Origin of the sequence: Mobiluncus mulieris ATCC 35243 (assembly GCF_000160615.1) — a bacterium.
GTDB lineage: Bacteria > Actinomycetota > Actinomycetes > Actinomycetales > Actinomycetaceae > Mobiluncus > Mobiluncus mulieris.
Window position 1 is genome coordinate 342,737 of record NZ_GG668518.1, and the last position, 22,323, is coordinate 365,059.

Consider the following 22,323-nt stretch of genomic DNA (forward strand, 5'->3'; position numbering starts at 1 on the left):
TTAATAGGGAACAGAAAGGAATAATACAGTGCTGAAGCTCTTTGTATCTTCTGTACTGGATCTCCTGCCCCTGATGCTGACCGTAGTGTTAGCACTCGTGAACAGACCCCATGCGCCGATGGAACGTCGGCGCATGGGGCTTATCACCTGGTTTTTCGGTCTGCTCGGCTTAGGAGTGGCGGGAGTTATCGCGTATTTGCGTCTGAACACGCCCTGGATTAGCCTGCCTGCCATCAAGGTCTGGGCTGGACTGTTGATTTTACTGATGGTGGTGGTTTTTACCGCGAGTCTGTGGATTCTGGGGTCGCGTCAGCTACACCTCATTGACCAGACTTGGCGGCATCGTTTGCTCGCGGTAACCTCGATGCTGTTCCTAGCTATCGGGGGTTTCTATTTTGCGCTGCCGTATTTCCTGAGCATTGACTCAATCGTTTTGATGGGGACTTCTGCCTTTGAAACCCAGTCTATTTTACGACTGGTGGGTTTCGCTGGTGGCACCTTGCTTGCCTTGGCTTGCGCCTGGGTGATTGCCCGTTCTTACCGGCATATGAGTCGACGGGTGTGCAATATTTTGACCACCCTGGTGTTGCTGGTTGTGATTGTGCCCAAGTCCTTTTCTATCTACAACATTCTTTCCAACGCGCGAATGTTGCCCAGGCTAAGTTTTGTTTTCAACATGGTGCTGTTCTTCCAACAGCACTTGGTTTTGACTTTGCTGGCGATGGCGCTAGTGGCGGCTTTGCCCGGGGTCATCGCCCTGAAGGTTCCGTCTATCAAGGGTAAAAAACTCAATCCCGCTCAGGTGCGCCTCCACCGGGCTGATGTGTTGTCCCGCCGCGAATTTTTCGGTGCCTCTATCGCTTTCGGGGCGGCACTGGTTTGGGTTTGCACCGACGGGAAAACCCGAGCCGAGGCGAAACCTGAACTCTCACCTATTGAACCCTCGGTAGTGGAAGGCGACAAGATTAAGGTTGACCGCAAGTTGGTGTCCGACGGGCACTTGCACCGCTTCGCCTACAAGACCGACACCGGCACCGAGATTCGTTTCATCGTCATCAAAAAGAACCAGGTTTCCTTCGGTACCGGACTGGACGCTTGCGAAATTTGTGGTAATGCCGGGTATTACGAACGCAACGGCAAGGTTATCTGTTCGCGTTGCGACGTGATGATGAACACCCAGACCATCGGGTTCAAGGGCGGCTGCAATCCCATCCCCATCAGTTACAAACAGACCGAGGACTCGCTGGTGTTCAGTGTAAAGGAACTGTCCCAGTTCGAGGACGTTTTTAGGTGAGGCTATGTTCTTTTTTCTGCGTATCGTTTTTCGGGCTCTGGGGCGTCAATTCAAAGCGCGCCTCATGATTGCGCTCACCGTGGCGCTGGGGGCAAGCCTGACCACCTCAATGCTGGCGGTGATGCTGGACGTGGGGGATAAGGTAAACGAGGAACTCACGTCTTACGGCGCTAACATCGAGATTTTGCCCCAGTCCGTGGCGGCGGTGTCCTCCCTGTACAACATCGACAACACCACGACTCACGGGGCACTGCAGGAAGCAGATCTTCCGAAAATCAAGGAAATCTTTTGGTCTTTGGCGATTACGGATTTTTCGCCTTATCTGTATGTCCCGGCCGCTACTCGTGACGGTGCGCCCGTCGACGTGGTGGGCACGTGGTGGAAAAAGACTTTCATTTCGGCCACCGGCGAAAAAGTGACCACCGGCACCGCTAACCTGCGTGACTGGTGGCAGCTTGACGGGAAGCTTCCCAGCGATGGTGACGATAATTTGGTGGTGGCAGGTTCACGAGTCGCTTCCCTGATGGGCTGGAAGGTCGGGGATAAGGTCAACTTCGGTACGGAATCCCAGGCTAGGGATTTCCAGGTGGCCGCAATTTTCACCTCTGGGGATGACGAAGAAAACAAGGTTTTCACTACGCTTAAGACCGCCCAGGATCTCTCTAACCGTGCGGGTCAGGTTGATAAAATCGAGGTACGCGCCATCACGACCCCGGAAAATGAGCTGGCTAAGCGTGCCGCCCAAGACCCGTCTTCCTTGTCAGCTCAGGATTGGGAAACCTGGTATTGCACATCGTATGTGTCTTCGATTGCCTATCAGTTAGAGGAAGTCATGCACAATGCCTCGGCCAAGCCAGTGCGACAAATCGCGGAAAGTGAAGGCGTTATCCTGGAGAAAATCCAGTTGATTATGCTGATGGTGGCGGTTTTAGCCACTTTGGCTTCCTCGCTAGGGATTGCGAACCTGGTGACGGCTTCGGTGATGGAGCGCGCCAAGGAAATCGGGGTTATGAAGGCCATCGGCGCACGAAACTTTGCGATTGCTGGCCAGATTGTCACCGAGACTCTGATTGTGGGGTTGGTGGGCGGCTTGGTTGGCTTCGCGGGTGGTTTCGGGTTGGCACAGCTGGTGGGCTACCTGGTGTTCCAGTCGTCTATCAATATGCGCCCGATGGTGATTCCGCTTATGGCCTTGATTATCTTAGCGACGGTGCTGGTGGGGTCGCTGCCGGCTATCCGCTCGTTGGTGAAGTTGAACCCGACGGAAGTGCTGCACGGCAGGTAAAGACGGTGAAAAATGACTAGACGAAGAATGTATCTGCGCATTGTGGCTAAGGCGTTTATCCACCGCCTGTCCCGCACTTTTATTGCCTTGCTTTCGATTGCCACCGGTTCGGCTACTTTGTGTGCCTTGTTGCTGTTGGCCTATACCGTGCCGGGTCAGTTGGCGAACCAGTTGCGGTCTTACGGGGCGAATGTGGTGATGACTCCGACTGGCAGTAACCTGATTCGCGCGGATTTGATGCCTAAGATTGACCGGGCACTGCACCAGACCCAAACGAAGCTTTTGGGGCGGGCGGGTTACCGCTATGCCAGTGTGCTTTACGGCCAGCAGTCGGTGCAAGTACTGGGCACAAACATGGCGGATTCCCAAAAGGTGCGGTCTTACTGGAAAATAGAGGGCAAGCTCCCGGCGGAAGATGAAATCCTGGTGGGGTCAAATGCGGCCGAAAAATACCGTTTGGCGCTCAAGAGTCGCATGACCTTGACATCACCGAAGGACGAAAACTTTAGCAAAAACTTCGGGGTTTCCGGGATTTTACGCACTGGGGGTGCCGAGGACGACCTGATTGTGATGGATCAGGATGTTTTAGCGAAGTTCTTGCAAGAACCACCGTCAGCCAATGTGGTGGAGTTCTCGATTCCGGGTTCTTCAGAGGACTTAAAGAAAGCGACGACGGCCTTGTCTCAGGTTGACCCCGATAACGCCAGCGCCCAAGAGGTTCGGCGCATCTCGAAGTCGGAGGACAATCTGACTTCGATTCTGCGTTCCCTGATTTGGCTGGTATCTTCGATTATTTCGGTGTTGACTTTGATTGGGGTGTCCACGACCCTGGTGACGATGGTCAATGAACGAGCCAAAGAGATTGGGCTCAAAAAGGCCTTGGGGGCGATGCCCAAGCAAATCCTGGTCGAGTTTATTGGCGAGTCAATCCTGACCGGTCTGGTCGGGGGGATTATCGGTTCGGCGGCCGGGATTTGGATTGCGAAGTTCGTCACCCACCAGGCTTTCGCGATGGATATTGATGCTTCGAAGGCCGGGTGGCCTTTGACTATTATTTTCGCGGTGTTGATTACCGTGGTGGGGATGATGATTCCGGCACGAAGAATTGTAAAGATTCAACCGGCTTATGTTCTGGGAGGAGAATAACTTATGGGTGGCTACATTGTTGACGGTGTCTCTAAAATCTATGGTGACCTGCACGCTTTGGATAACGTGTCGCTGCAGGTAGAGACCGGGGAATGGCTGTCGGTGGTGGGTTCTTCGGGGTCGGGCAAGTCCACTTTGATGAATATCTTGGGCTGCTTGGATTCCCCAACTAAGGGTACGGTGTCCCTGGATGGGATGCGCCTGGATAAACTCGACGAGCTTGCCCTGGCTACGATGCGCCGCCAAAAGATTGGCCTGATTTTCCAGCAGTTCCACCTGGTCAAGCATCTCACGGCCGTAGAGAACGTGATGTTGGCGCAGTATTACCACTCGATTCCAGATGAAAAGGAAGCTTTGGCGGCACTCGACCGAATTGGGATGCGTGAGCGCGCGACCCACTTGCCCCACCAGCTTTCGGGCGGGGAACAGCAGCGCGTCTGCGTGGCGCGCGCGCTGATTAACCACCCGGAGGTTATCTTGGCCGACGAGCCCACGGGTAACCTGGACGAAGCCAATGAACAGATTGTGATTGATTTCTTTCACCAGTTGCATGACGAGGGCACGACCCTGATTGTGGTGACCCACGACCAGACGGTCGCCAGCCAGGGGACGCGCCAGATTTTGCTTGATCACGGGCGGGTTACCAAGGAAATCAAAGGTCATCCGGCGCCGAAGCAGGGCGGCAAGGCACGCTTGGGGGATTTTGGTGCGGTTGGTGCGGATTCTTCGGGGGATGGTTCTTCGGGGATTCATGAGGTGCCAGCCGGCGATGCGCCGGACCAGTCCGGCGCCTCGCCAGATTTACGCGCGGATTCCGGGCAAGCCCCTCATGAAACAGAGTCTACCAAGGAGGAAAAGTGAGTCACGAGAAACCGAAACCCACGCGTAAAGCGGCGGCCTTGGGGGCACTGACTTTGGCGGTGTCCAGCACTATGCTGACCGGGTGTTCGCAAAGCCTGGATGCGAGTGTATGTAAGGACGGCACCTACGAAGGGCAGTCGCAGCCCGCCCCTGATGGGCAGCACGCCCTCATCAAATTCACGGTTAAAGGCCAGAAAGTGACCACCGCGAAGTTCACGGTAATTGACGAACACGGACGACCCCACGACGGGGAGTACGGCAAAACCACCACGGGGCACACCGATGGCAAATTTTATCAGCGTGCCCAGCGTGCGGTCGGGGCGGAGCCGCAGTACGCCCAGAAGTTTGTGGAGACTTCGGATGCGGACAAGGTTGAGGTGATTGCCGGGGCTTCGATTTCCCACGGTTTGTTCCAGTCAGCGGTCGAGGACGCGCTGGGCAAGTGTGGTTAGACGGGTTTTGCTTTTATGAGGTTTTGGCAAGTTGAGCTTTCGTCGGCTTTCGCCCGTTGCGGGGGCTGGCTGTGAGCGAGGCTCCGGCTTTGCCTGTGGACACCTATAGTTTCGCGGCTATGGGAACCGTGGGCACACTGCAGTTTCCGGGTGCAGATGCGCGCGGTGAACAGATAGCCAAAATCGTGCGCGGACTGGAGGCCAAGTGGTCGCGGTTTTTGCCTGATTCAGAGATTTCGGTTTTGAACCGACATCCGGGCGCGTTTATGGCAGTCAGTCCGGAAACCTGGGATTTGCTGGTCGGTGCGCGATACTGGCAGCGCGCCACTGGGGGCTTGTTCGACGTGGCCTATGTGGGGGCTAGCGGGGGTGAAACGATTCGACCTAATCCCGAGCTGAATTTGGGAGAATCTGCGGGTGGTGCTGTCGAAGAGAGTTCTGGATTTTATTTTCGACGGGAGAATATTGACGCGGCTGTGAGCCGGGGGCATGGCCTGATACTGCATTCGGGGATGGCCTGCGTGGGGGCGGGTCGGCAGTTGGATTTGGGTGGCATCGGCAAAGGTGTGGCCGCTGACCTGGCCTTACAGTCCTGTCTGGATTTCTGTAAGGCGGCTCGGGGGGAGAATGAGTCCGGTGGAACCAGCGCGGCTGCGGGGGCGGGCGTGGTAGTTGGCGAGGCGAGTAAGGCGGGTGCCTCGGGTGGTGATTCTCGATTTGATTCTGAGTCTCGAATTATGGTGAATCTGGGTTCGTCTTCGTTGGCGTTTCGCGCCGACGAAAACGAACCGTGGCGGATTGGGATTCGTTCTCCTTGGGTGGGTACGCCTAGTCCGGTGGGCTACCTGGAACTTTGCAATGGGTCGGTGTCCTTGTCCGGGACGGCGCAAGAACTTGAGCCGGGATTGGATTGGGTTACGCATCTGGTAAATCCGCTGACTGGCCAGCCCGCCCAATCCAACGTGGCTCTGGCTGTGGTGGTGGCAAAGGACGGAATCACGGCGGAGGCTGTGTCCACGGCGGTGCTGTTGCTGGGGGCGCAGGCCGGGTTGGATTTGTGTGTGGCTCACCACGTCGCAGCGGCCGTGTTTACTTGTGACCGCCAGGTTCTGGGTACCCCCGACATGGTCAAATTCCTGCGGCTGGGTAAACCGGGTTTGTCTGCAAGCCGGTAGCCTGGGGTTTTGAAAATCCTCCAGTGTTCTCTGGCTGACCCGGTTTCGGCAGGCCTAGACCCGCTTTTTGTCAGGACAATTAAAAAGCAAATCGCATCTTTTTAGCGGGTCAATCCGGTCGAGCGAGCATCGCCGTCCTCTAACCCACTTTTCCCTAACCGACTGGTAAAACTCCAGGTGATAGGCGTTAGGAAAGGTGAACCTACCTGCGGTTTTGCGCTGGCCTGGGGGGTCGTGGAATTCAGGAAACACTCACCTAAGACTAGACGAAGTTCCAGGTCACACCTATTGCTATACCAACAAAGGTGGTCTATGATAACAAATGTCAACAAAATCTAGAAGTAAATGGAGGATGAAAAATATGAGCAACAAAGTTGTCGAAGATGCGCTGCAGCAGGGTTTGGTGGATTTGAACGCTTTGGCATTGCAGGGCAAGCAGATTCACTGGAACCTAGAGGGGGAGGGCTTCCAGGTGCTGCACGAGTTCCTGGATATCATTATTACTTTGGCTCGCACTTCTTACGATGACCTGGCAGAGCGCCTGGTGGCTATTGGGGGTCAGCCGGATGGTCGCGCTAAGACTATTGCGGATACTACCGTGTTGAAGCCTCTGGACAAGGGCTACATCCAGGTAAAGAAGGGGTACGAGGTCTACGAGGCGGCTTTAATGGCGGTCAGCAACAAGATGAAGGAATTCATCCCGGCTGTGGATGATGTTGACCCGCTTTCTTCCGATTTGCTGATTGGGACGGCTCGCGAGCTGGAAAAGCAGGCTTGGTTCCTGCGCGCTCACCTAGGTCGTCTGGGCAAATAACGTGATACTGTAGTTGTCATCTCCTTAGTTGATGGGGGCTGGTTTTGCCAGCCTCCATCTTTTTCTGTGGCATCCCCGGAGTTTCCTAGATGCGCCTGGGGTGCCTCGGGTTGTTAAGAGTTGGGGTGACTGGGTAACCGACAAGAATATGAACTGGTCTGGGTTTTCTTCTGTTTGATTCGATAGGAGGACAGGTATTATGACTAGGATTTTTGATTAGGGGTATAAAGACCGGGTGGTTCATCTTTAAACCTTGCCGATAGAATGAGGCTGTGAACACTAAACGGCGAGGGAATCAGCCAGGCGAGGATGAAAGCGGGGCTAAAGGCAGCGTCGAAGACGTGGATAAAACAGCTAACGGGAAATCCCTGAACCGCCGTATTTTGGGGCTCGCGGTGCCCTCGCTGGGGTCGCTGTTGGCCGAGCCCCTCATGGTGCTGGCCGATTCCGCGATGATAGGTCACCTGGGCACCACTGAACTGGCTGGGTTGACCTTGGCGTCCTCCGTGAATGTGCTGGTCGCAGGGCTGTGTCTGTTCTTGGTATACGGCACGACCGCCGTGGCTTCCCGGCAACTTGGCGCAGGCGACCGGGCAGCGGCCGTGAAAACCGGGGTGGACGGAGCCTGGCTGGGGGTCTTGGTTGGGCTGGCGGCCGCTGCGGTTCTGTACTTGGGCGCCGAACCAATAGTAGCCCTGTTTGGATCCGGTTCTGCCGTGAACTTACAGGCCGCCGCGTATTTGCGGGCAGCCGCCCCCGGGATGGCCGGGATGCTGTTGGTTTTGGCTGGTACCGGCGCCATGAGGGGCCAACTCGATGCCCGCACCCCCCTGGTGATAACCGCTATCGGAGCCGGGGCAAACGTCGCCCTGAACGCTGCCTTGATTTATGGTGCCAGCCTGGGGATAACCGGGGCGGGGCTTGGCACCAGCCTGGCCTCTCTAGGGATGGGGGCGGCTTTTGTTGTGAAAATCATCGCCGGTGCCCGCGCCGCCGGGGTTTCCCTGGTTCCGCAGTTCAAAGCGATACTGCAAGCCCTGACTGGCGGCACGCCCCTCATGATACGAACCATAACCATGCAAACCGTAATCCTGGCTACCCTGTGGGTTGCGGCCGCCCAAGGCGAGGTTGCGGTGGCCGGGCGGCAAGTTGCGGCCGCCACCTGGGGGATTACCACTAATTTTCACGATGCCATCGCGATAGCCACCCAAGCTCTGATTGGGTTTGAACTGGGACGGGCTGACCAACTTGGGGTGCGCCACCTGATTCGCCGCGTGACCTGGTGGGGGATAGGAATTGGCCTGGTTTTGGGGGTCGTGACGGCTGCGGTGTGTCCGGTGTGGCCCTGGGTGTTCACCAGTGACCCACGAGTGGCGGTGGTTGCGACTGCCGCACTGCTGGTTTCGGCGGTATTCCAGCCCTTGGCGGGGGTGGTTTTTGTTTTAGATGGGGTCTTGATAGGCGCCAACGACACCTGGTACCTGGCCTGGGCGGGCTTGGCCAACGTGGCAATCTACGTCCCGGCCTTGGTGGCGGTGTGGGTCTGGGCGGGTGCGGGACCGGCGGGTTTGGCTTGGCTGTGGGGCTGTTACTGCGGGGTGTTTATGGCCGCGCGGTTGGTGACATTGGGGTGGCGGTTGCGCCAAAGTGCCTGGATGCAGCTGTAGCGAAAAAGTTCGGAGGGAAACTGGCATATCTCGTATGTATATGCGAGTAAGATTCAAATTCCTCCGGCCTTTTGCTGGGGGCTGGGTCAGTTTGCGCTGAGGGTAAAAATAGGGTAGTTTTGAACTTCGGTGCTTTGTGCTCGCCCGAGCCGAAGCGCGGGCAAGATATGCAAGAAGTCTAAACAAGAAGTGAGTTTCGACGTGGTTTATGCGATCATCAAGGCCGGCGGCCGACAGGAGAAAGTCTCTGTCGGCGATGAACTGCTGGTGGAAAAGGTAGAAAGGGCAGCGGGGGAAACCATTGAGCTGCCGGCTATCCTCGTGGTTGATGGGGATAAGGTGACTTCCAAGGCTGCGGACGTGGCCAAGGTCAAGGTCAGCGCGAAGGTTCTGGGTCCGGCTAAGGGACCCAAGATTTCTATCGTGAAGTTCAAGAACAAGACGGGTTACCGTAAGCGTCAAGGCCATCGCCAGCCGCTGACCCGTCTCGAGATTACTGGCATCAAGTAGGGGGTTAGGAAATGGCACATAAGAAAGGTTTGGGATCTTCGCACAACGGGCGCGATTCTAATGCGCAGCGCCTGGGCGTAAAGCGTTTCGGCGGGCAAATCGTCAACGCGGGCGAGATTCTGGTGCGCCAAAACGGCACCCGCTATCATCCCGGTTTCAACGTGGGCATCGGCAAGGATGACACCCTCTTCGCCCTCAAGAAAGGCGCGGTAGAGTTCGGTCGTCACCGCGATCGCCGTATCGTCTCCGTCAAGGAAACCGTATAGTGCGCTAGCGGCAGCGAGGGGGCTCCGACGAGCCCCTTTGCGTGTTTAAACCGTCTTTTCGGGTTGCTACGGGTTAGGCTGGTTTCGTCGGTTTCTTTTCATGAGGTGCCAGCCGGAAGAACAGTTAGTAGCCCGCATCCGCGCTTTTCAAAATCAAGGGGGAATCTTGGTCAGTTTCGTGGATTACGTGAAAATTTTCGCCACCGCTGGGGCGGGGGGAAACGGCTGCGCCTCGATTCGCCGCGAGAAATACAAGCCACTAGCCGGGCCCGACGGCGGGGCCGGCGGGCACGGCGGATCGATAATCCTGCGGGTAGACCCCCAGGTCACGACCCTGTTAGAGTTCCATCATCGCCCCCATGTCAGTGCCGAGAACGGCTTGGCGGGGGCGGGGGATTACCGGGATGGGAAACGCGGGGAAGACCTGGTACTCCCGGTGCCGCTGGGCACGGTAGTGACCAGCGAAACCGGGGAATTACTGGCGGATTTAGGAACCCCCGAGGCTGAATACACCCTGGCACGCGGGGGAGTCGGAGGTTTAGGTAACTGGGGTTTGGCTTCGGCGAAACGTAAAGCCCCGGGTTTCGCGTTGCTGGGCGAACCCGGCGAGGAACGCACGGTTATCCTGGAGCTGAAATCCGTGGCGGATGTGGCTTTAGTTGGTTTTCCTTCGGCCGGGAAATCTTCGCTGGTGGCGGCGCTGTCGGCAGCCAAGCCCAAGATTGCGGATTACCCTTTTACGACTTTGGTGCCAAACCTGGCAGTGGTGGACAGTCCGGTGACCCGGTTCACGATGGCCGACGTGCCCGGCCTAATCCCCGGAGCTGCGCAAGGCAAAGGCTTAGGATTGGATTTCTTGCGTCACATCGAACGTTGCTGTGTCCTGGCGCATGTGGTGGATCTCGCGGCTTGGGAACCCGAGCGTGACCCGCTTTCCGATATTCGCGCCTTGGAATCCGAGCTGGCGGCTTATGCCTCTGACCTGGACAGATTTGGTCAGGTCAGCGCCGCTGGATCCTTGCCGCCGCTAATGGAACGACGGCGCGCCATTATCTTGAACAAGATTGATGTACCCGACGGCCGGGAAATGGCCGAAGTGATGCGTGCGGATTTGGGGCGCTTGGGTTGGCCTATCTTTGAGGTTTCGGCCGCCACTCATGAGGGGCTAAAGGATCTTAGTCTCGGTTTGTCCACGCTGGTAAAAGAATTCCGGGAATCTGGGCTGGCACCTCATGAAACCGTAAGACCTGTCTTGCGTCCGAACCCGAAACCCGCCCGCGGCGAAAAACACTATAGCATCACTTCTATCAGTATTGAGGACAGACCCGGCTTTCAAATCCGGGGCGACCAGGTGGAACGCTGGGTCAAACAGACTGATTTCACCAATGACGAGGCCGTGGGATACCTCGCGGATCGGCTGGCCAATGCGGGAGTGGAAGACGATTTGCTTAAATCCGGGGCACGGGCTGGGGATACAGTCATTATCGGGGATCCGGAAACCGGGGTGATTTTCGATTGGGAACCTACCCTGCAGGCCGGGGCGGAATTGCTGGGGGCGCGGGGCACGGATTCGCGGCTCTATGAATCCGGACGGCGTTCCAACCAGCAGCGACGCATTGATTATCACGCCTGGATGGATGCCAAGCGCCGCGCCCGCGAGGAACTGGCGCAAGAGCGCGAATCCGGGAAATGGGTCGATCCGGAGTAAATCCGTAATTAAAAATGGCACCTCATGAACCGTAAAACCCCCAAGCTAGCCCAAAAAACGCCACGGCAAAAAGTTTTTGGGTAAAAGTACTTGATTTTCACAGTTGATGGAGCTATCTTAGAGTCAACGGAAACGTTTCCGTTGCCAAAAATCCACAGCACGGGAGCTGGGAAAGAGACTGTGAGGAGTCGAAATGAAATCTACAATCACCAAAATTGCTGCTTTGGGTGCTGCCGCCGCACTGGCCTTGACCCTGGGAGCCTGCGGAGGTGGCGGGAACAATGCCGCCGACAACGGCAAAGGCAAGGTTTACTATCTAAGCTTCAAGCCCGAACAAGACGAGATTTGGCAAAAAGTTGCCAAGGCCTACACCAAGGAAACCGGGGTTCCTGTCAAGGTGGTCACCGCTGCCTCGGGTACTTATGAACAGACCCTCAAAGCTGAGGTAGCTAAGAAAGACGCCCCGACATTATTCCAGATTAACGGCCCGGTAGGGATGCAATCTTGGAAGGACTACACCGCCGACCTGTCGAATACGGATTTCTACAAGCACCTGTTGGACAAAAAGATGGCCGTGGGTGAAGACGGCAAGGTTTATGGGGTTCCCTATGTAGAGGAAGGCTACGGGATTATCTATAACAAGGCCATTATGGACAAGTACTTTGCTATGCCCGATGCCAAGGCCAAATCGATGGACGACATCAAGGGATTCGACACCCTGAAATCGGTGGTAGAAGACATGCAAGCCAAGAAGGGCGACCTGGGCATCGACGGGGTGTTCGCTTCCACCTCTTTGAAGCCCGGCGAGGATTGGCGTTGGCAAACCCACCTGGCTGACCTGCCGGTTCACTTCGAGTACGCCGATAACAACAAGACCGATATGCCCAAGTTGGATTTCAAGTACAACAAGGAATTCAAGAATATCTTTGACCTGTACCTGAAGAACTCTACGATTGACCCCAAACTGGCCAGCTCCAAGGCCGTAACCGATTCCATGGCCGAGTTCGCCTTGGGTAAGGCTGCGATGGTACAAAACGGTAACTGGGCTTACGGGCAAATCTCGGAGGTAGATGGCAACACGGTCAAACCCGAAGATGTCAAGATGATGCCGATTTATGGCGGTTTCCCCAATGAAGCCAAGCAGGGCATCAACATCGGCACTGAAAACTTCTTCTCCATCAACTCCAAGGCCTCCGAGGCTGACCAAAAGGCTTCTATTGACTTTGTGAACTGGCTGATTTCTTCGGATGCAGGCAAGAAGTTCATGGTAGGGGAACTGGGATTCATCCCACCTTTCGATACTTTCACCGAGTCTGAACAACCCAGTGACCCCTTGGCTAAGGAAGTAGTTTCCTACATGTCCAACAAGGATTTGGTCAGCGTGCCGTGGGAATTCACCACCTTCCCCTCTCAGCAGTTCAAGGATGACTTTGGCCAGGCTTTGGCGCAGTACGCTGCGGGTCAAATGGACTGGGACAAGGTAGTGGATTTGTTCAAGAAGTCTTGGGAAGCTGAGAAACAGTCTTAGCTCGCCTTTTGTGGGGATGGTTGCGGGTTCATGAGTCGCCAGGGAAAGCGACCGGCACCTCATGAACCCGCCACCCCGGGGCAACCAGCCCCGTAAACGGAAAGAAACAATATGGAAAAAAGTCTGAAACGATGGGGTTTAGTCTTTACTGGACCGACTCTGGTTGCTTTTATTATTGCTTTTTTGGCACCGTTTTTTATCGGTATCTATCTGTCTTTCACTAAGTTCACCACGGTGACCAATGCGACTTTCAACGGGATAGATAACTATATCAAGGCCTTTAGTGAGCGTCAGGGTTTCGTCTCGGCGTTGGCTTTTACGGCGGTGGTGACCATTATCGCGATTATCAGTGTGAATGTTTTCGCCTTTGCGATTGCGTATTTGCTGACCCGGAAGTTGCGCGGCACTAATTTTTTCCGCACCGTGTTCTTTATGCCCAACTTGATTGGGGGCATCGTGCTGGGCTACACCTGGCAGACGATTATAAACGCGGTGCTGCACAACTTTAATACCACCCTGGTAACGGACGCTAAATACGGGTTGTTCGGTTTGATTTTGCTGTTGAACTGGCAACAGGTTGGCTACATGATGGTGATTTACATTGCGGGGTTACAATCGGTACCACCCGAGCTGGTAGAGGCGGCTCAAATCGACGGAGCGAGTCGCTGGCAGATAATGCGCAATGTCACTATTCCGATGATTATGCCCTCTATCACTATCTGTACCTTCTTGACTTTGAGTAACTCGTTTAAGCTCTTTGACCAGAACCTGGCCTTGACCAACGGCGCGCCGCAACATGCCACTGAAATGGCAGCCTTGAACATCGTCAACACTTTCTTTGGTAAACCTGGCTACGAAGGCGTGGGACAAGCCAAAGCGGTGGTGTTCTTCCTGATAGTGACCCTGATTGCATTCTTGCAACTGCGCTTGACTCGCTCCAAGGAGGTTGAATCATGAATAACCTTGCGCAAAGCCCCGCCACGAACGCGGCGACTCAGCTTAAATCCACCGCGCCTTCGTCTACCGGGCCTCGCCTGGTTTCCAAGGCAATCATCTACGCGGTGCTAGTTATTCTGACTGTGGTTTTCATCGGACCGTTGCTGTTCATTTTGATGAATTCCTTTAAAGGTCGTCTCTTTATCTCCGATGAGCCCTTCGCTTTGCCGCTGGGCGAGTATTTTGCGGGAGCCACGAACTATGTCCAAGGCTTGGCGGCCACGGGATTCTTTGCGGCCTTTGGCTGGTCGGCCTTTATAACCGTGTGCTCGGTGGTGATAATCGTATTCTTTGCGGCAATGACGGCCTACTATATCACGCGGGTAAAGGCTTGGTGGACGAACCTGATTTACCTGGTTTTGGTGTTTTCTATGGTGGTGCCCTTCCAGATGGTGATGTTCCCCACCGTGAAAATTGCCGATACGCTGGGCTTGTCTAATCCTGTGGGCATGATAGTGCTCTATCTGGGTTTTGGCGCGGGGCTGTCGGTGTTTATTTTCTCTGGTTTCGTCAAAGGGATTCCCCGTGATGTCGAGGAAGCCGCGATGATTGATGGTTGCAGTCCCCTGCGTAACTATTTCTTCGTGGTGATGCCCATGTTGAAACCCGTCAGCATCACGGTGGCTATCCTGATGGCCATGTGGGTGTGGAACGACTATCTGCTGCCCTACCTGGTGGTTGGGCTTTCCACGGAATACAAGACCATTCCCGTGGTGGTGCAGCAACTGGTGGGATCGCACGGTTCTAACGACATGGGCGCGATGATGGCCATGTTGGTATTGGCGATTATCCCGATTGTGGTTTTCTACCTGTTTTCGCAAAAGTACATTATCGAAGGTGTCGTGGCCGGGGCGGTAAAGGGATAATCATGGGTTCGCGTTGTGCGGGAGTGTTGCTCCCGGTGTTTTCCCTGCCGGGATTTTATGGGATTGGAACGATTGGTCAAGAGGCGCGGGGTTTTATTGACCGTCTCGCGGCGGCGGGGCAGCGGATTTGGCAGATTCTGCCACTGTGTCCCCCCGGCTACGGTGCTTCGCCGTATTCGAGTCACTCTACTAATGCGGGGAATCCCTGGTTCATTGATTTGAATTCATTAGTAGCCAAGAATTGGCTGGCGCCTCATGAAATCGAATCCTTGGACTGGGGTGACGTTCCCAATCGAGTGAACTATGCCAAAGTGGAGCAGTCCTCGCGCAAAGTGCTCCACTTGGCGTGTGCTCGAGCGGGGAAGTGGGTGGAAAGTCCCGATTTTGTGGCGTTTCATGAGGCGAATCCCTGGGTGACGGACTATGCGTTGTTCATGGCGCTCAAAACCCATTTCGGGGGCGTGTCGTGGCTGGAATGGCCCCAAGAGTTCCGTAACCGCCAACCTGAGGCTCTGGAACGAGCCCGACGTGAGCTGGCCAAAGAGATTGAATTCCACCTATTTTCTCAATGGGTTTTCGAAAGCCAGTGGGAGGATTTACACCAATACGCGAGCTCCCAGGGGATACAAATCCTAGGTGACATCCCGATATACGTGTCTTTGGATTCGGTGGATACTTGGGTGAATCCCGAACTGTTCCAACTAGGGGCGGACAAATTGCCGTCTAATGTGGCGGGGGTGCCGCCGGACGGGTTTTCTGCCACCGGCCAGATTTGGGGCAATCCGCTCTATGATTGGCCGGCACATCGCCGCGAGGACTTTGCCTGGTGGAAGGAACGCCTGCGGGTGCAGTTGCGGCGCGTGGACTTGTTGCGTGTCGACCATTTCCGGGGTTTGGAATCGTACTTTGCGGTGCCTACGGGGGCGAAAACCGCTGGGGCAGGACATTGGGAGCCCGGTCCTGGACTGGAGTTCTTCCAGGCCATGGAAGCGGAACTGGGCGATTTACCGCTGGTGTTAGAGGACTTGGGATACATGACCGAGGAAGTTCGCCAGCTACGTGAAGCCACCGGGAAACCGGGAATTCAGCTGATTCAGTTTGCCTTTGATTCCCGGGAACCCGCGAATTATTGGCCCTACGAGATGCCTCGAAATGCCGTGGTTTACACCGGGACTCATGACAACGATACCTTGCGAGGGTGGTTTGATTCCCTGTCCTCGGCAGACCAGGAGCTGGCTCGGGTTTACTGTGCCGCCCAGGACACCGCCCTGGCTGATTTGCCCCGGTGTTTCCTTACCTTGGCGATGACTTCGGTGGCGGATACCTGCATTATTCCGGTGGCGGACTATCTGGGATTGGGTTCTGAGGGGCGGATTAATACGCCTTCGGTGGCGAACGGTAACTGGGAATGGAAGCTTGACGAAACCACGTTGGGCGCAATACCTTGGACGTTTATTGACCAGCTAACAAGGATATCGGGGCGCTATAGTGAGTAGAGGCAAACATAATCATCGGGAGAAACACAAATGCCAGCACAGCGCGTCAATATCAAAGATGTGGCTAAACAAGCCCGAGTTGGAATCGTGACGGTGTCCCGGGCATTAAACGGTCAGGAAGGGGTCTCCGATAAAACCCGCCAGCGTATCCAAGATATCGCGGATTCCTTGGGGTACCGCCCGAATCGGCATGCACGGTTCTTGAAGCTGTCTTTTAACCGCTCGATAGCAGTGGTGATTAAGGGCTTGGATAACCCTCTTTTCGCCAAAATTTTGGGGCGGATGGAACGCGAGATTCGCGCCCACGAGTATTTGATGAGCATCGTGTCGGTGCCCCACTGGAGTGACGAGCTAAGCGAAGCCGTGAAAATCGTGAACGAAGAATCCGTGTCGGGGGTGGTGTTTTTGGGCGCTCAGTACGAACATCGCGCCGCCGACATGGAAAAACTGCGGGTGCCTTTTGTGGTTTCCACGGTCAGCTGGATGGACAGTGCGTATCGGGAGCGTTACGCCTCGGTGTCGATTGACGACCGGGGGGAGGCGGGGCGGGTCGTTGACTATCTCTATGGGTTGGGACACCGCCGCATCGCGTTGTTGGGATCGGATTCCTTGGATAATTCCATAGGTTCGTTGCGTTTGTCAGGATATCTTGAGGCGATGCGTCGTCTAGGCTTAGAGCCGCAACCCGGTTGGGTGCGTTCCTTTGATGCCACCGCTGACGAGCCGTATTCTTTCGAGAGTGGCTACGAGATGACCCGGGATTTGTTGGCGCAATGCCCCGAGGTAACCGCGATTTTCGCTATTGCTGATGTTTTGGCTATTGGGGCTTTGCGCGCCGCCCGCGAGTCTGGGCGCGAGGTGCCCCGGGATTTATCCATTGTCGGTTTTGACGGAATCCCAGCGGGTAAGTTTGTGTATCCCAGTTTGACCACTATTGAACAGCCGGTGGAAAAGATTGCTGAAATCACTTGTGATATGTTGTTTTCCCAGTTGGCGGGGGACAGTCCCCAACATGTGATTGTGCCGGGATCCTTGGTCGAGAGAGGCTCGGTGGCTCGGGTGTCTCCTGGAAAGGACTAGGTAGATGCCGGTGGGACGGGACGGTGCCGGAACCGCAGATTCCCCGGATCAGGTCTGGGGGGATGATATTACGGTGGAATCGCACTCTGGTGGTGTCACCGCTTCGGGGGGGCTGTTTTCCCCGGATTCTCGGCTCTATCAGGCGCTTTCTTGGGTGGTGTCGCTGTTTGCGGCGAATCTTTTGGCGGCAGTGGGGTTTGCTGTGGTGCTGCCGGGTGGGTTGTCTTGGTTGTTGTTGTTTTCATTAGGGGCTTGCCTGGTGCGTGACGGGGATTTCACCTGGCGGGGCTTGTGGGAAATCATCAGGGCGAATTGGCTGGTGGCCAGTGGTTTGTGGCTGGCGGATTTACTGTTTACGAGCTTGGTATTGTGGGAATCGTTTGTTTTAGCACGCCTCGGGGTTCCGGGTTTAAGAATAGCCTGGGGGGCGCTGTTGTGCCTCGCGGTGTTCCTGGTCATAATCGTGAACCAGTGGATGTGGGCGATGTTAGCAATGCGCGGGGGAAACCCGCTGGCACCTCATGAACCTCGAGCTGAGAGCAACGGGGCATCACCCCAACGTACCCCTCGACGTAACCCCCAACACAACCCCCAACGCAACCAACGACACTCTCAGCAACTAGGTCGCCGCGAGCTGCGGACATACTTGCGTGCGGCATTACTGTTGTCGCTGTGCCACTTGCCGCGTTCCCTAGTGGGAGTGTTAATGACGGTCGCGCCGATAATCATAGTGTGGCTCCAGCCAGATTCGCTGTGGCAAGTCCTGGCCTGGGAAACATTTTTCGGCACTGCATTCGGGGTTTACCTGGTGGTTCTGGCGCAATACCGGCCACTCGTGACCTTTTTTCGAGCGGCCGGCAGTTTCAACACTGACGCCCCGGGGGGCGATTCAGCTGGTTTATAGACAAGTGACACGAGGGGAACTTATGTCGGTATACTTGAAGATAATTGGACACAGCCCGAACAAAGAAGGTCACCATGGAAACACGCCATGACGCGGGACTGTGGTCTGGGTCTCGGCACCGAGTGCGGCGTATCGGGGTGATGGGTGGCACTTTTGACCCGATACACCACGGACACTTGGTGGCGGCCTCGGAAGTACAAGCGGTTTTCGGTCTGGATGAAGTCATTTTCGTCCCTACCTTTATGCAGCCCTTTAAACTCGGTCGCGCCGTTACCCCGGCTGAACACCGCTACCTAATGGTGGTTATTGCCACGGCTTCTAACCCCAAGTTTTCTGTTTCACGGGTTGATATCGAACGTGGTACCACCACCTACACGATTGACACCTTGCGGGATTTACACGGTATCTATCAAAATTCCGAGCTGTTTTTTATCACCGGAGCCGATGCTATTGCGGATATCATGAAGTGGAAAGATGTTGATAAACTGTTCGAATTGGCGCACTTCGTGGGGGTGACCCGGCCGGGGGTAGTCTTTGATTCGGGCAGCTTGCCGGCGCAACGGGTTTCCTTGGTAGAAGTACCTGCCATGGCAATTAGCTCTACGGATTGTCGCTCTAGGGTAAAATCACATCAGCCAGTGTGGTATCTGGTGCCGGATGGGGTGGTGCAATACATTGCCAAGTATGGCCTTTACCAGGACTCCGATTTCCTTGTAAGCAGCGCGAAGACTGCGGAAGATTGTGAAAATGCTGGTATCCTAAAATTTAGGGAAGAAGCGCCTAAGTGATAGGGGGATGGTGAGTACAGAGAATACCGGTTCGCCGCGAGGCACGATTAAAGCTCCAGGCTTGGGGGTTAACGCACCCAAGCCTGGTCAAGTGCTGTCTGGCGAGGGTGTTCCTGGTTTGCGTGTTCCCCAAACCGCCCATGCGGTGCGAGCCGTGGACGCAACCGGCACGATGACTGGGATGATTCCGGTTATCGGCAAAGCCAAAGCCCAGAGCAATGCCGGACCGGCTTTGCCAGGGGTAGAACCCGTGGTGGTACAGGGAAACAAGCCGATAATTCCCGATAAACCCGCCGTTCCGGTTCCTCCAAGCCGTCCCGCCACCCAGATATCCCAGCTGCATTCTCCCGGGGCGCCGATACCGCCATCTACTACCGGGATGATTCCTGTGGTTACGCCCAGTTCCGGATCCGCACCTCATGCCCCCGGGGGGAACCCGAAACCCGCGCAAGTTGCGAAACCTGCGTCACCCGTGAAACCTGCGTCGCTACAGGCGAAACCGGGTGCAATCGGGGTGCCCATTGTAACCGACGCGCGAACCGGCAGTAAATCCCATCCCACCCCTTTGGTAACTGACATGAAAACCAGCGGTTCTGCGCGACCGGTGTTGCGCCCCGCCGCAACACCGAAGCTAGGCGGTGCCACGGCGAATCCGACCGCGCCGGTCAAGCGTCCTCCGAGTCCAGTGCCAGTGCCGGGAATGACTCCCGTGAAGGGCAAGGCTGCGGGTGGGAACGCCAATAGACTTGCGCCGCCAACTACTCCAGCCCAGCCACCCACTGCATCACCCACTGCATCGGGACAGGTGGCGGGGCAGCCGCGTCCAGTATCAGCGGGAGGGTCGCGGCAGTTTCCTCCCGCTGGACAGAAGCAATCCGGGGTGTCAAACGCGGCGCGTGGCGCAGCTTCTAAGCTGGCACCAAACGGGGTATCTCAGGGGACGCCAAACGCGGCCAGTGTACCAGCGGGGGCTCCTAAAACGGCGCCTAAGATGGTGCCAATGGGGGCATCGGCGGCGAAACCTGGACACCCAGGACAGCCTGGAAACCCAGGACAGCCGCCCAGTAACGGCGGGCAACCTGCCCAGAAGGCCACGCGTTCAGGGCAACAGCAACCCGAATCACCACGTCCTCGGCCGGCGCAATCCCCGGGAACACAGTTTTCGCCGACCCCATCACCGGCAGCCAAGGCACAGCCGGGACGGCAGCCATCCTTGCAGCCCGGTTCGAATCCGGCTTTGCCACGACAGACCCAGGGACATCCACCGGGGCAGTCGATGTCGCCAGCCACGCGACCGGGTGGTGGGGCCACAGCCGTGTCTCGGCAGCCCGAACCAAGCCAGGATGTCGTAGATTTGCTCGAAACCGAGGCGCGGCCTCGTGCCGGTCAGATTGTCCATCCCCAGACACAAAACCCGGCCTTTGCGGGGGAATCCGCACCCCAGTCGCCCGGGTCGAAGCCGCAACCCGATTTAGCCAAGAACGGATTTGCGTTGCAACGACCCGAGATGCCGGCGCAAAACCCTGTTTATCCAGGTATGCAAGGGATTCCTCCCACCCCGGGAGTTTCCGGTATGGGGCGTTACCCGGCTATGCCTGGAATGCCTGGAATGCCGGGGATGCCGATGCCGGGGATGCCGGGCATGATGGGTCGCCCCGGGGCGCCAGGGATGCCGATGCCCGGAATGCCTGGAATGCCGGGGATGCCGATGCCCGGGATGCCCGGCATGATGGGTCGCCCGGGTTTTCCACCCGCCGGTCCCTATGGGTGGGGACGTCCGCGGGCTCCTTATGGCTATGGGATGCCCATGCCTCTGCGGGGGGCTTGGGGGGCGCAACAGACTCGTTCTTCGCGGCGTGAAGCCCTGGAGAATATCGAGGCTCGCCAGATTCAGGAGCTCAAAGAAGCCGAGGAAGCCTCGCATCAAGCCGAAATTGAGGCTTTAAAGTCCCAGGCCGAACGCTTTGGCAGCGAGCTGAGCGACGAGGAAATCGAAGATATTGACTGGGATGAATTCGAAGAGACTTTTACCGAACGCTTGATTCGTAAATCCGGGCGGTGGGGTGAAACTATTCTGATGGTGGGTCAGGCCGCCCGCTGGGCTTTGGTAGTGTTGGTAACGGTTCTGGTTGTGGTATTGCTGATTTTCGCCTTGGATCGTTCCGCTTCCCAAAAGTCTGCCAGTGGGTTCAGCCCTCAGGTCTTTGCTGCGGTGGGGGAAACCTTCCCAGTCGAAAAACTTTTGTATATTAGCAAAAACCCGGAGTATCAACATTTTTCAATATATCATACAGGAGGGGTATGAGCGCCGATTCTCAAGCAATACAACTCGCTATACTGGCTGGTCTTGCGGCTAAGTCTAAGAAGGCTACCGAGGTTATTGCCCTGGATGTATCCGCCCGCCTGGCGTTGACGGATATTTTTATATTAGCAAGTGGGAATAATGAGCGTCAGGTTCGTGCCATCGTAGAGGCCGTGGATGAAACCATGAGTCGCCACGGGGTGCGGCTGGCGCGTCGGGAAGGATTCCAGGAATGCCGGTGGGTGTTGTTGGACTATGGTGAAATAGTGGTGCATGTCCAGCACGAATCCGACCGACAATTCTATGCTTTAGAAAGATTGTGGGCTGACGCTCCGGTAGTGCCGATTCCGGATCCAGATGAACCCGCCACTGTTGCGCCACACGCGAATTCGGGGCAAGCACCTCATGAATCCGCAACCGCAACCGCAAAGACGGCGCAATCGATATCCCCCCTGGATTTTCTGGCCAATAAATACTGAAACGGGGAAAGCGATGGAAAATACGGCGAAAACCTTGTTGCTGTGGCGCCACGGTCAAACCGATTACAACGCTGCCTTGCGTATCCAAGGTCAGATTGACATTCCGTTGAACGCCACCGGCGTGGCACAAGCCGAGGCAGCAGCCGCGCAGCTGGCCACAGAACCGATTGTGCGCATTGTGTCTTCGCCGCTGGGACGCGCTGTCGCTACGGCGCAGTGTGTCGCGAAACTGTTGGGTTTACCGGTGGAAACCGACGCTCGCCTGCAAGAACGGGGTTTTGGCCAGTGGGAAGGCTTGACCGGCGAGGAAATCAAGGCGGGTTGGCCCGATGATTTCACCTCGTGGCGGGATTGGGGCGACCCGGATTCCGCGCGTACGGGGGTGGAATCGCGGCGCGCGGTGGGGGAGCGCCTGAGCCAGGCGTGCCGGGATTTCGCGGCGGACTTGTCAGCGGGACAGACGATGCTGGTGGTTTCGCACGGGTCGGCCTGCACCCAGGCAGTGACCACGCTTTTGGGGTTGGATTGCCGGGATTGGTTTGGGTTTCACGGTATGGATAACTGTCACTGGGCTAGGCTGGAGACCACGTCGCGTCACCCCGGTTGGCGGGTGCGCGGGTACAACCTGGGTGCCTCGGACACTCGGTTGCGGCCGTAATCGGTGGCATCAGGGTGCGTCGGTGTTGTGGCTACGGTGGCGCCGTGC

The 22,323-nt window shown here is 56.3% G+C and carries 21 protein-coding genes; all 21 read left to right on the forward strand.

Annotation, left to right across the window (positions count from 1 at the left end; translation table 11 throughout):
- Nucleotides 1–28 precede the first annotated feature (28 nt).
- The 21 genes from HMPREF0577_RS01370 (at nt 29) to HMPREF0577_RS01470 (ending at nt 22,275) form a co-directional block, all read left to right on the forward strand.
- Complete coding sequence (locus HMPREF0577_RS01370; RefSeq protein WP_004011868.1) at nt 29–1,294, forward strand: Fe-S-containing protein; 1,266 nt, start codon at nt 29–31, stop codon at nt 1,292–1,294.
- Between the two features lie 4 nt (nt 1,295–1,298).
- The gene (locus HMPREF0577_RS01375; RefSeq protein ID WP_004011869.1) at nt 1,299–2,579 is read left to right on the forward strand and encodes an ABC transporter permease; all 1,281 of its coding nucleotides are present in this window, start codon (nt 1,299–1,301) and stop codon (nt 2,577–2,579) included.
- 12 nt (nt 2,580–2,591) lie between these two features.
- A complete protein-coding gene (locus HMPREF0577_RS01380) occupies nt 2,592–3,725 on the forward strand; it encodes an ABC transporter permease (RefSeq protein WP_004014368.1) in 1,134 nt (377 codons plus the stop codon).
- 3 nt (nt 3,726–3,728) lie between these two features.
- Entirely contained in the window at nt 3,729–4,586 is an 858-nt protein-coding gene (locus HMPREF0577_RS01385) for an ABC transporter ATP-binding protein (protein WP_004011871.1), read from the forward strand.
- On the forward strand, nt 4,583–5,038 hold the full coding sequence (locus HMPREF0577_RS01390) for a hypothetical protein (protein WP_004011872.1): 456 nt from the start codon (nt 4,583–4,585) through the stop codon (nt 5,036–5,038). The genes HMPREF0577_RS01385 and HMPREF0577_RS01390 overlap by 4 nt, the downstream gene beginning before the upstream one ends.
- 71 nt (nt 5,039–5,109) lie before the next feature.
- Nucleotides 5,110–6,213, forward strand: coding sequence for an FAD:protein FMN transferase (locus tag HMPREF0577_RS01395; RefSeq protein ID WP_050756873.1), 1,104 nt, complete (start codon nt 5,110–5,112; stop codon nt 6,211–6,213).
- Nucleotides 6,214–6,574: 361 nt separating this feature from the next.
- Nucleotides 6,575–7,027, forward strand: coding sequence for a Dps family protein (locus HMPREF0577_RS01400; RefSeq protein ID WP_248613625.1), 453 nt, complete (start codon nt 6,575–6,577; stop codon nt 7,025–7,027).
- Nucleotides 7,028–7,299: 272 nt separating this feature from the next.
- Nucleotides 7,300–8,694 (forward strand): MATE family efflux transporter, encoded by a 1,395-nt coding sequence (locus HMPREF0577_RS01405; RefSeq protein WP_004011875.1) that lies wholly within the window; start codon nt 7,300–7,302, stop codon nt 8,692–8,694.
- A gap of 189 nt (nt 8,695–8,883) precedes the next feature.
- Nucleotides 8,884–9,204 (forward strand): 50S ribosomal protein L21, encoded by a 321-nt coding sequence (gene rplU / locus HMPREF0577_RS01410; RefSeq protein WP_004011876.1) that lies wholly within the window; start codon nt 8,884–8,886, stop codon nt 9,202–9,204.
- A gap of 11 nt (nt 9,205–9,215) precedes the next feature.
- Nucleotides 9,216–9,470 (forward strand): 50S ribosomal protein L27, encoded by a 255-nt coding sequence (rpmA, locus tag HMPREF0577_RS01415; RefSeq protein ID WP_004011877.1) that lies wholly within the window; start codon nt 9,216–9,218, stop codon nt 9,468–9,470.
- A 166-nt stretch (nt 9,471–9,636) separates the two neighbouring features.
- The gene (gene obgE, locus HMPREF0577_RS01420) at nt 9,637–11,178 is read left to right on the forward strand and encodes a GTPase ObgE (RefSeq protein WP_036342375.1); all 1,542 of its coding nucleotides are present in this window, start codon (nt 9,637–9,639) and stop codon (nt 11,176–11,178) included.
- Nucleotides 11,179–11,371: 193 nt separating this feature from the next.
- A complete protein-coding gene (locus tag HMPREF0577_RS01425) occupies nt 11,372–12,706 on the forward strand; it encodes an ABC transporter substrate-binding protein (RefSeq protein WP_004011880.1) in 1,335 nt (444 codons plus the stop codon).
- Between the two features lie 111 nt (nt 12,707–12,817).
- Nucleotides 12,818–13,663 (forward strand): carbohydrate ABC transporter permease, encoded by an 846-nt coding sequence (locus HMPREF0577_RS01430; protein ID WP_004011881.1) that lies wholly within the window; start codon nt 12,818–12,820, stop codon nt 13,661–13,663.
- Nucleotides 13,660–14,568 (forward strand): carbohydrate ABC transporter permease, encoded by a 909-nt coding sequence (locus HMPREF0577_RS01435; RefSeq protein ID WP_004011882.1) that lies wholly within the window; start codon nt 13,660–13,662, stop codon nt 14,566–14,568. Before HMPREF0577_RS01430 ends, HMPREF0577_RS01435 begins: the two co-directional genes overlap by 4 nt.
- Nucleotides 14,569–14,570: 2 nt before the next feature.
- Complete coding sequence (gene malQ, locus HMPREF0577_RS01440; RefSeq protein ID WP_004011883.1) at nt 14,571–16,064, forward strand: 4-alpha-glucanotransferase; 1,494 nt, start codon at nt 14,571–14,573, stop codon at nt 16,062–16,064.
- Nucleotides 16,065–16,094: 30 nt separating this feature from the next.
- The gene (locus HMPREF0577_RS01445) at nt 16,095–17,144 is read left to right on the forward strand and encodes a LacI family DNA-binding transcriptional regulator (RefSeq protein WP_004011884.1); all 1,050 of its coding nucleotides are present in this window, start codon (nt 16,095–16,097) and stop codon (nt 17,142–17,144) included.
- 4 nt (nt 17,145–17,148) lie between these two features.
- Nucleotides 17,149–18,048 (forward strand): hypothetical protein, encoded by a 900-nt coding sequence (locus tag HMPREF0577_RS01450; RefSeq protein WP_004011885.1) that lies wholly within the window; start codon nt 17,149–17,151, stop codon nt 18,046–18,048.
- A 74-nt stretch (nt 18,049–18,122) separates the two neighbouring features.
- The gene (gene nadD / locus HMPREF0577_RS01455; protein WP_004014328.1) at nt 18,123–18,836 is read left to right on the forward strand and encodes a nicotinate-nucleotide adenylyltransferase; all 714 of its coding nucleotides are present in this window, start codon (nt 18,123–18,125) and stop codon (nt 18,834–18,836) included.
- Nucleotides 18,837–18,843: 7 nt separating this feature from the next.
- Complete coding sequence (locus HMPREF0577_RS11750) at nt 18,844–21,141, forward strand: hypothetical protein (RefSeq protein ID WP_248613626.1); 2,298 nt, start codon at nt 18,844–18,846, stop codon at nt 21,139–21,141.
- On the forward strand, nt 21,138–21,617 hold the full coding sequence (gene rsfS / locus HMPREF0577_RS01465; protein WP_004011889.1) for a ribosome silencing factor: 480 nt from the start codon (nt 21,138–21,140) through the stop codon (nt 21,615–21,617). Before HMPREF0577_RS11750 ends, rsfS begins: the two co-directional genes overlap by 4 nt.
- A gap of 13 nt (nt 21,618–21,630) precedes the next feature.
- Nucleotides 21,631–22,275, forward strand: coding sequence for a histidine phosphatase family protein (locus HMPREF0577_RS01470; RefSeq protein WP_004011890.1), 645 nt, complete (start codon nt 21,631–21,633; stop codon nt 22,273–22,275).
- Nucleotides 22,276–22,323 lie beyond the last annotated feature (48 nt).

What these genes read in the sequence shown, in the direction of transcription:
- HMPREF0577_RS01375 (WP_004011869.1), top strand. Translation starts at nt 1,299, where the DNA reads ATGTTCTTTTTTCTGCGTATCGTTTTTCGGGCTCTGGGGCGTCAATTC.
- HMPREF0577_RS01380 (WP_004014368.1), top strand. Translation starts at nt 2,592, where the DNA reads ATGACTAGACGAAGAATGTATCTGCGCATTGTGGCTAAGGCGTTTATC.
- HMPREF0577_RS01385 (WP_004011871.1), top strand. Translation starts at nt 3,729, where the DNA reads ATGGGTGGCTACATTGTTGACGGTGTCTCTAAAATCTATGGTGACCTG.
- HMPREF0577_RS01400 (WP_248613625.1), top strand. Translation starts at nt 6,575, where the DNA reads ATGAGCAACAAAGTTGTCGAAGATGCGCTGCAGCAGGGTTTGGTGGAT.
- rpmA (WP_004011877.1), top strand. Translation starts at nt 9,216, where the DNA reads ATGGCACATAAGAAAGGTTTGGGATCTTCGCACAACGGGCGCGATTCT.
- HMPREF0577_RS01425 (WP_004011880.1), top strand. Translation starts at nt 11,372, where the DNA reads ATGAAATCTACAATCACCAAAATTGCTGCTTTGGGTGCTGCCGCCGCA.
- HMPREF0577_RS01430 (WP_004011881.1), top strand. Translation starts at nt 12,818, where the DNA reads ATGGAAAAAAGTCTGAAACGATGGGGTTTAGTCTTTACTGGACCGACT.
- HMPREF0577_RS01435 (WP_004011882.1), top strand. Translation starts at nt 13,660, where the DNA reads ATGAATAACCTTGCGCAAAGCCCCGCCACGAACGCGGCGACTCAGCTT.
- malQ (WP_004011883.1), top strand. Translation starts at nt 14,571, where the DNA reads ATGGGTTCGCGTTGTGCGGGAGTGTTGCTCCCGGTGTTTTCCCTGCCG.
- HMPREF0577_RS01445 (WP_004011884.1), top strand. Translation starts at nt 16,095, where the DNA reads ATGCCAGCACAGCGCGTCAATATCAAAGATGTGGCTAAACAAGCCCGA.
- HMPREF0577_RS01450 (WP_004011885.1), top strand. Translation starts at nt 17,149, where the DNA reads ATGCCGGTGGGACGGGACGGTGCCGGAACCGCAGATTCCCCGGATCAG.
- nadD (WP_004014328.1), top strand. Translation starts at nt 18,123, where the DNA reads ATGGAAACACGCCATGACGCGGGACTGTGGTCTGGGTCTCGGCACCGA.
- HMPREF0577_RS11750 (WP_248613626.1), top strand. Translation starts at nt 18,844, where the DNA reads ATGGTGAGTACAGAGAATACCGGTTCGCCGCGAGGCACGATTAAAGCT.
- rsfS (WP_004011889.1), top strand. Translation starts at nt 21,138, where the DNA reads ATGAGCGCCGATTCTCAAGCAATACAACTCGCTATACTGGCTGGTCTT.
- HMPREF0577_RS01470 (WP_004011890.1), top strand. Translation starts at nt 21,631, where the DNA reads ATGGAAAATACGGCGAAAACCTTGTTGCTGTGGCGCCACGGTCAAACC.